Origin of the sequence: Paraburkholderia sp. SIMBA_027 (assembly GCF_046535315.1) — a bacterium.
In the GTDB taxonomy this organism is placed as follows: Bacteria; Pseudomonadota; Gammaproteobacteria; order Burkholderiales; family Burkholderiaceae; genus Paraburkholderia; species Paraburkholderia tropica.
Map to the genome: position 1 here is coordinate 89,850 of NZ_JAWRWY010000023.1, position 7,060 is coordinate 96,909.

The window sequence follows — 7,060 nt, forward strand, 5'->3', positions numbered from 1 at the left end:
GGGCTAGACTGATACGAGGAACCGGCGTGAGCCGGGTTTTGTCATGGCGTATTGCGCGCCGAGGTCGGGGTGATCGGCGAGCAGGCTTTTGAGGTCGATCCCAGTTCCGTCCTTGCTGCGCTTGAACGACACTTCGCCTGTCTCGAAGATCGCCCGGCTGGCGTCGCCGATAGCCTGTTGCAGGCTCTGCTTGAGCTGCGATTCGAGCTGTTCCCGGGCTTCGATTTCGGTCCGGACCGTCACCAGATCGGCAAACGTCGCCGAAAGCGTGCGGTCGTCGGAGAAATCAACCGTGCTACCTGCGTCTCTGGGAAACAGGCAACGCAGAGCACGATCCGCCGAATCCGAACCATCAGCGGGTGGCGCAGTGTCGCTCTCCACGTATTGCCAGAAACGAGCTTCGAGGTCGATCAGCTTGGCTATCAACTCATCGTCGCGTTCAATGCGATGAACGTCGAGCTGCTGACCACACAAGAGAACGGCAACGTGAGCAGCTTGCTTGCCGGTCACGGCGAGCTGGTGTTGAACCTGTAGTTGGACGTATTCCGGAACGCCGTCACGCCACAGCTTTGCTCCGTTGATTCCGGCGGTCTTGCATTCGAGAATCTGAACGGCGCTGTTGCCGACGACTTCACGATCGAGATTGGCGAGCATGAACGGTACGGTTGGATGCCGAAGCACGGCATTGACCTTGCGGACCCTGTTGCCGGTTTGCTGTGTGTAGGCTGCGGCGACGATTGGTTCGAGCAGCGTTCCCCAGTAGACGGGCGCTGTCGTATCCTTCGGATCGGGCTTGTCGAGATCGGCGTCTCGCCCGGTCTTTTCAAGCCACAACTCCAGCATCGACTTGTACGGATTCAAGCCGACCGCCGACGCTGCGTCACTTCCACCGATCCTGGATTTCCTCACCTCAAGCCAATCGTCGCGGGCCAGCGATTTCGTTTCGACAAGCCGGAGGGCAGGGCGTCGCTTGGCCGGGCCTCTCGTTTGTGTTGCAATGCTCATGTTTTGCTCCTTCAATGAAAGAAGCCCGGCGAACCGAAGTTCAAACCGGGCTAAGGCTGCGTTGGGGAGATGGGAAGACGGTTCAGGCGATGAGTCGTAATGCTTCGTCCCATGCTTTCTGCTTGATCGTTGCGCCTGCACCGAACCAGGCTGCGTCGAGGCGTGAGTCTGGGCTGCGAGCGCGTCTTTCATGGTCGACGTATTCGGTCACAGCGTTCACGAGGCCCCACGCCGTTCCTGCGGCTGAGGCAAGGTCCGAGCCTTTGCCACGACCAGAGCACAACTCGGTTGCAACTTTGACGGCGCGTTCGTTCGTCGCAGCTACGGGACTGTCCTTGGCGGTGTTACTGGGATAAGCAAGGACCCGGCGGAAATATGCTTCGGCAGTTTCGGGCTTGACCTTGCGCTCGGACAGAGCTTTCATGCGGTACATGAATTCGTCCCAGTGGGAGACGGCGATACCAAGCTGCTTTTTCACTGCCTGAGCGTCAAACTGCGAGCGGTGCGAGACCTTGACGGCTCCGGCGCTGTCGCCTAGAGCAATTTGCAGGGTGTTGTTACAGACCACGCGGATTGACGTGAACTGCGCGGTGGTTGCCAATGTTCCATCGCAGGCGGTAGCCAGGAGTAAATATCCGTTGACTTCGTCGCGGCCTTTGAGCGTTGCTGATTGCCCGGTGCGTGCGAGGGCAAAGACCTTGCGGCCCTCTTTCAGGACCCCAGCCGTTTCGAGTTCGAAGCCACCGGCTTGGGTCAGGTCACGGTAAAACTCCAAGATTTCTCTCGGTTGGACGACCTGATAGCGAGACGAAACAACGGAGAGGGGAGTTTTCGTATCCGAACGGTAGAGAACCTTCTGATCGGGGAACGCGTGGATCGAGCCAAGTCCGTCGTTACCGGCAACAAAGCGGACATCGGCGGAATTGATCTGCCAATCCATGCCGGCCTGCTTGGCCCAGACATCGATCGGCTGGCGTGGGGAGAGTTGGTTGCCGAGGCCGTGCCAGGGCTCTTCGCCGACATAGGCCATGCTGTGAACGAGATGCATCTGTTTCTCCAATAGGTGAGCGCATCCAGCCCGGAACGAAGCCGGGCGGGAAGCTGGATATCAGTAAGGGGGAAGCGTGCTGCCGGAGTGGCAGTGGAACGGTCAGCAGGGATCAGGCGTAGGCGAAATCTTCGTCGTCGCCGGGACCGAAGTCCGAACCGCGAAGGTTGCCCATGAGGCGTTGTTTCAGGTAGTTGGCGATAGCGGAAACGGCTTCGATGAGAACTACGAGCAGGAAACTAAGAGCAGCTTTCTTCATTGCGGGGGCTCCTTGGTGGTTTACAGAATCGAGGCACTTCCTTATCGTTCTTGTACCGACGCCACACCCGGAAATTGAGAAGATCAAATGGCTGGCCTCTATGTGCTGCAACACGACAACAAACTGGTCGAATTCAAAGAGGCGGAGTACGACTCCGAGAAGGTTCTGCAGGATTTGCTAGAGCGTTACCCGGGGCTACTTGCTGGCGAGTTGGTTGACTCCACGGCTCCACGACGATGGCTACTCGTCAAGCGTGAAGCTGGGGTTCCCGACGCTATGGACGTAGGGAGTCGTTGGTCGATTGACCATCTATATCTCGATCAGGATGGGATCCCGACGCTCGTAGAGGTCAAGCGAAGTACCGACACTAGGATCAGGCGAGAGGTTGTCGGTCAGATGCTTGACTATGCGGCCAACTCTGTCGTGTATTGGTCAATCGACGAGATTCGAAGGCAGTTTGAGAATACGCACGGCGAAAGTGCTGACTTGGACCTTGAAGAGTTTCTTGATGGTGGTGCTTCGGACGATTTTTGGTCAAAGGTGCAGACGAACCTTCAAGCGGGAAGGATCCGCATGCTCTTCGTGGCCGACCGCATCCCGAAGGAGCTTCGCCGCATTGTGGAGTTTCTTAACGAGCAGATGAACCCGGCTGAGGTTCTTGCCTTCGAAATTCGCCAATACATAGGCGAGAACCTAAAGACGTTCGTGCCCTCGGTCATCGGGCAGACTTCGGAGGCAGAGGTTCGCAAGGCTGTGACGTCACCTGGAAGGATTTGGGACGAGGAGACGTTCTTTGATCTCCTTGCGCAAAAGGATCCAAAGGCAGTTGGCCATGTTCGCAAGCTGCTGGAATGGTCAGGCAAGAACGGTAGCGTCGTCTGGGGGCGTGGGCGGGACACCGGTTCGTTTGTGCCCATGATTGATTCGAAACCCAAAGCGCAGGCTTTGTTTGCGATGTATACCGGTGGGACGCTGGAGCTATATTTCCGCTTTCTATCTACGAAGCCACCGTTCGATCACGAGCAACTGCGTCTGGAGGCAGTGACGAAGGTTAATGCGGCTCTTCCAAAGCCGATGATCCACGATGCCCAGAACAAGAAGCCAAACATTCGACTCTCGGAACTATCGGACACACAGCTCGGGGCGCTGCTGCAAGCTTTGACTTGGATGGCGGAACAGATTCGCAGAGTATGAGGCCAAGGCGGCTCTAGTCCCGCCAAATCTCGTCGTCGAGGCTGAACTGCTCGATGACACCCTCAACAAGCTGACGCCGATACTCCGACAGGCCCCGGAGACGACGAAGCACTTCGAGCTCTTCGGCGGTTGGCTGAATAGTTTCCTCGGTCGGCTTCGCTCCCTTCGCAGGCCGGCTGCGTTTCATATCGGTTACGCCGAAACGGAGCCATTCCGGAGACACGTCGAGCCAGTCCGCAAGCGTCTTGATCTTGTCGACGGTGGGCCGGGCGGTGCCAGTAAGCCATTTCTGGGCCGCTTGCGGGGTAATCGGCTCTGCTGGATGCCTCAGATTGAACTGAGTCGACAACTCCGTCGCCGTCTCGATTCTCTTCGAGCTGCGCTTGAGGGCTTGCTTTAGGCGTGTGGCAAAGGCCTTTTTTTCGTCCAGTGTCGGCATTCCGCAAGTGTGCGAAAAGCGCGGTTGTTCGTGATAACCATATGGTTGTTTACGTAAACCAAGTGGTTTATTATCTGGGGCGTGTCTGCTGGGGAATCGGAGGGCGGTATCTGTGAATCCGCCAGCAGAAAATCTTGCGATGTAGAAATTGCGGGATAGCATCGACGAGCAAGACCTTGCACGTATCGGGGATTGGCAAATGAGCAAAACGGTGTGGGCAGGCGCAGGCGGTGTGCTCACTGCCTTGGCAGCTGCGGCATTACTCCCGGAAATCGCGGTGGTCGCAGTCGCAGGGGCGGCAACGGTGGCGGTTGGTACTGGCGTTCTCGAAATCCGCAACCGATACCGGGCGGCGCACCGCTGTCAGGCTTGTGGCGAACAGGCGAGTGACATGGTCAGGCTTGACTGGAAGTGGCTGGCAGAAGCAGTGCGCCCGACCGCAGAACAAGTATGTCCTCGATGCTTCCATCAAGGGCAATGGGGTGCGCAGTATCGGCGCTACGAGATGGCCGTCGATTCGGCCGACGACGTCACGACCTATAGCGCTCGGTATAAAGGACGAGTGCCCAACTCCGTGGATCAAGAGATTCCGGTTGCCGGTGCATGGTTTCTGGGGAAGGATGATGCCGACAAGAGCCTGAAGGTAACGGCTGCCTATCTCGGGAAAAACATCGTCACGCAATGCAAGGAAGAGCGACGTTCGGTCGGGAGCACGCCAGTAAGGTCGGAATGGCGTTACGTTGGGGTGGCTGGCTGCGCTGCAATAAGATAACAACGCTTAATATGCGAGAAAGATAAATGAAAATGTCTTGGTTTTCTGCGTTTTTGATGTTTATTGCGCTTTTCTTTAGTGTGGGAGTATCTGCAAAGACCATCTACGAAAATCATGGGGATTGGGAGTGGATTGCGAATGCTCCATATGGCAATAGTTCCGAAAAAATATTTTATGATCGAAGCTCCCCCAAAAGAAGCGGAAATGGCTTGGTGGATCTTGTGTTTTCGGCCCAGATGCAACCCGAAAACTACGTTCCCGGCAAAGGAATGGTGTCCTTTGATGTAGCGTTTTATTCGGTTGAAGTAAATTGCGGTCAGGTAAATGCGGCAGATCGGTCGATGAGATTCCTTGAGACAAAATACTTCTATCGAGGCGTGTTGCAGGCAGCGAATATCCCCGATAAACCTCAATGGGTGAAGATTCAAAATGGTAGCCCGATGGGCCCCATGAGTTCTGAAGCGTGCCGTGCAGTATCCATATCCACTGCGCCAGCTCAAGCGGTCGGGGCGGCTCAGCCGATCAGTTGCATCGACGTCAAATTCTTCAAGGATTTGGGGCCGGGAAACAAGGTTTTCATGCCTGTCGATATGAACGGCGACCCGTCCAAGACCCCGGCAAGCATAGCTGCAGTGAAGCTCTTTGACGCAGCGATTCCCGGAGCGACGAGTCTTCCTGCGTGGCTCAACCCTGTTGATGGATTGCTGACGCCCGCACTCAACGATCCACCGACGCTTGGGGATGGCTGCGCTCGATGGAATGGAGCAGACTGGTACGTTCGTGGCGTTACAAAGCCTCATGATGCACCCGGAGGGGGAGGGTTCATTGCGCTTGACCTTACACATAGGAAGGCGTACCTGAAAATCGCCCAGGATACGCCTCAAGGTAAGCGAACCGTGAAGGCTCTTGGTGAACCGGCGTTGCTTGACTGTATTCAGACAGCGTTTGGGCTTTGATGGGGCCATGCCATCGGCGTTGGTCAAGGGTGGAAATGTGACGCGTGTGGCGCATACGATTTGCCCTGCGTCACGGGCAAAACGCTTGCTGCATAAGGGAAGTGACAATGTGACAAATGTGACGTTGCTAGAAAAGGAGTTGAGGGGGGCCTGGGCGGGACAGACCGTAACCCACAGACTACGCAGTGCCGCCCCAACTGTTTATGCTTTTACTTGTCACAAACGTCACAATGTCACAACCCAGTATTCATGCGGGTTTCCGGGCACTGCTGGCCGTCACAGCTCCGTCACGGGCGTCACATCACGGCGTTCGTAGTGACGCCAGCAGGTTGGTGCACGAGGAGCTATCCGAGTTTCTTCGCCAAATCCTCGGCACGTAGGTGCGTGTATCGCTGAAGGTGCTTCAGGTTCTTGTGCCCCGTAATGGTAGCGACTTCGATGACATTCAGTCCCTTCTCAAATAGGCGGCTCGCCGCTTCATGCCGCAGATCATGAAAGTGCAGATTCCCAAGGCCGCATTGCTCCCGTACCCGACTGAAAGCGTACTTCATAGCCGACTGAGTGAGCTTGAAAACGCGCCCTTGATGCGGCGGCGGACACCATGTCAAGGCTTCGACTGCGCGTGAGGATAGGGGCACCTTGCGTGTTGTTCCGTTCTTCGTCATTGGGAGAAATACCGTCCGGGCTTCAAGGTCGATATGCTCCCAGCGTAGCTTCGCAATTTCGCCTTGTCGCATGGCCGTCTCAATGGCGAGAACGATTGCGGGGGCTATCTCCCGGTTGAAGTCCAGCGCAGCGGCGACGAGGCGTTCATCGTCTCCGGCTATGAGCCGGACGTCACGAGGTAGTGGGAGCTTTGGGCGGCGAAAACCGCGCACCGGATTGGACGTGATGCCCATGTCCCATTCATCAATCGCCACCCGGTACGCTGCGGAGATAGCATCGAGTTCCCGCCCTACGGTGCTTCCTAGGACTTCCTTGATACGGCGGTCCCGCCACTCTGCAAGGTGGGTCTTGTCGAGCTGGCAGACAGGGACCATACATAGCTTCTTCTCCCGGCGCAGCATCCGCTGGAGGGTACGGCGGTCCCATTCGCTAGATCGCCGGTCGGGCATTGGGTGCTTGATATATTTTCTGAACAGGTCGCCCACCGTGGGGCCCGTGTCGATGCGTTCATGCTCTTCGACCCAGCGGCGAGCTGCTGCCTCTGTGGCGAAGGTCGCCGACAGCTGTGGTTGGTCCTTCCGACGAATCTTTACCTGCCATTTTGTCCCACGTAACGTAATTGATGCCATTCATGCTCTCCAAGTGTAAGCGACTGGGCAACCCATCTTGAAATGCCCTAAAGGTCTTGGGAGTATCGTGTCCACCTAACGAATAAGCGGAC

The 7,060-nt window shown here is 56.6% G+C and carries 8 protein-coding genes; 3 read left to right on the plus strand and 5 right to left on the minus strand.

All coding sequences use genetic code 11. The annotated features are described in order from the left end of the window. Window positions 1–3: 3 nt before the first annotated feature. The 3 genes from SB764_RS33340 to SB764_RS33350 form a co-directional block, all read right to left on the minus strand. Window positions 4–1,005: a YqaJ viral recombinase family protein gene (locus SB764_RS33340; protein WP_410866000.1), complete on the minus strand. Its 1,002-nt coding sequence runs from the start codon at window positions 1,003–1,005 to the stop codon at window positions 4–6. An 82-nt stretch (window positions 1,006–1,087) separates the two neighbouring features. Continuing rightward, window positions 1,088–2,053 carry a DUF932 domain-containing protein gene (locus SB764_RS33345; protein ID WP_410866001.1) on the minus strand — a complete coding sequence of 322 codons (966 nt, stop codon included), beginning with the start codon at window positions 2,051–2,053 and terminating at the stop codon, window positions 1,088–1,090. A gap of 112 nt (window positions 2,054–2,165) precedes the next feature. Continuing rightward, the gene (locus SB764_RS33350; protein WP_410866002.1) at window positions 2,166–2,312 is read right to left on the minus strand and encodes a hypothetical protein; all 147 of its coding nucleotides are present in this window, start codon (window positions 2,310–2,312) and stop codon (window positions 2,166–2,168) included. Between the two features lie 87 nt (window positions 2,313–2,399). Here SB764_RS33350 and SB764_RS33355 point away from each other — a divergent pair, with 87 nt between their 5' ends. After that, the gene (locus tag SB764_RS33355; RefSeq protein ID WP_410866003.1) at window positions 2,400–3,506 is read left to right on the plus strand and encodes a hypothetical protein; all 1,107 of its coding nucleotides are present in this window, start codon (window positions 2,400–2,402) and stop codon (window positions 3,504–3,506) included. Between the two features lie 13 nt (window positions 3,507–3,519). Here SB764_RS33355 and SB764_RS33360 read toward each other — a convergent pair whose 3' ends face one another. Continuing rightward, window positions 3,520–3,945, minus strand: a complete 426-nt coding sequence (locus SB764_RS33360; protein ID WP_410866004.1) for a transcriptional regulator — start codon at window positions 3,943–3,945, stop codon at window positions 3,520–3,522. 199 nt (window positions 3,946–4,144) lie between these two features. Here SB764_RS33360 and SB764_RS33365 point away from each other — a divergent pair, with 199 nt between their 5' ends. Together SB764_RS33365 and SB764_RS33370 are read left to right on the plus strand one after the other, a co-directional pair. Further along, window positions 4,145–4,717, plus strand: a complete 573-nt coding sequence (locus SB764_RS33365) for a hypothetical protein (protein WP_410866005.1) — start codon at window positions 4,145–4,147, stop codon at window positions 4,715–4,717. 26 nt (window positions 4,718–4,743) lie between these two features. After that, the gene (locus tag SB764_RS33370) at window positions 4,744–5,673 is read left to right on the plus strand and encodes a hypothetical protein (protein ID WP_410866006.1); all 930 of its coding nucleotides are present in this window, start codon (window positions 4,744–4,746) and stop codon (window positions 5,671–5,673) included. Between the two features lie 344 nt (window positions 5,674–6,017). Here SB764_RS33370 and SB764_RS33375 read toward each other — a convergent pair whose 3' ends face one another. Continuing rightward, window positions 6,018–6,968 carry a site-specific integrase gene (locus SB764_RS33375; RefSeq protein ID WP_410866007.1) on the minus strand — a complete coding sequence of 317 codons (951 nt, stop codon included), beginning with the start codon at window positions 6,966–6,968 and terminating at the stop codon, window positions 6,018–6,020. Between the last annotated feature and the right edge of the window lie 92 nt (window positions 6,969–7,060).

What these genes read in the sequence shown, in the direction of transcription:
- SB764_RS33375 (WP_410866007.1), bottom strand. Translation starts at nt 6,968, where the DNA reads ATGGCATCAATTACGTTACGTGGGACAAAATGGCAGGTAAAGATTCGT.
- SB764_RS33360 (WP_410866004.1), bottom strand. Translation starts at nt 3,945, where the DNA reads ATGCCGACACTGGACGAAAAAAAGGCCTTTGCCACACGCCTAAAGCAA.
- SB764_RS33355 (WP_410866003.1), top strand. Translation starts at nt 2,400, where the DNA reads ATGGCTGGCCTCTATGTGCTGCAACACGACAACAAACTGGTCGAATTC.
- SB764_RS33345 (WP_410866001.1), bottom strand. Translation starts at nt 2,053, where the DNA reads ATGCATCTCGTTCACAGCATGGCCTATGTCGGCGAAGAGCCCTGGCAC.
- SB764_RS33365 (WP_410866005.1), top strand. Translation starts at nt 4,145, where the DNA reads ATGAGCAAAACGGTGTGGGCAGGCGCAGGCGGTGTGCTCACTGCCTTG.
- SB764_RS33340 (WP_410866000.1), bottom strand. Translation starts at nt 1,005, where the DNA reads ATGAGCATTGCAACACAAACGAGAGGCCCGGCCAAGCGACGCCCTGCC.
- SB764_RS33350 (WP_410866002.1), bottom strand. Translation starts at nt 2,312, where the DNA reads ATGAAGAAAGCTGCTCTTAGTTTCCTGCTCGTAGTTCTCATCGAAGCC.
- SB764_RS33370 (WP_410866006.1), top strand. Translation starts at nt 4,744, where the DNA reads ATGAAAATGTCTTGGTTTTCTGCGTTTTTGATGTTTATTGCGCTTTTC.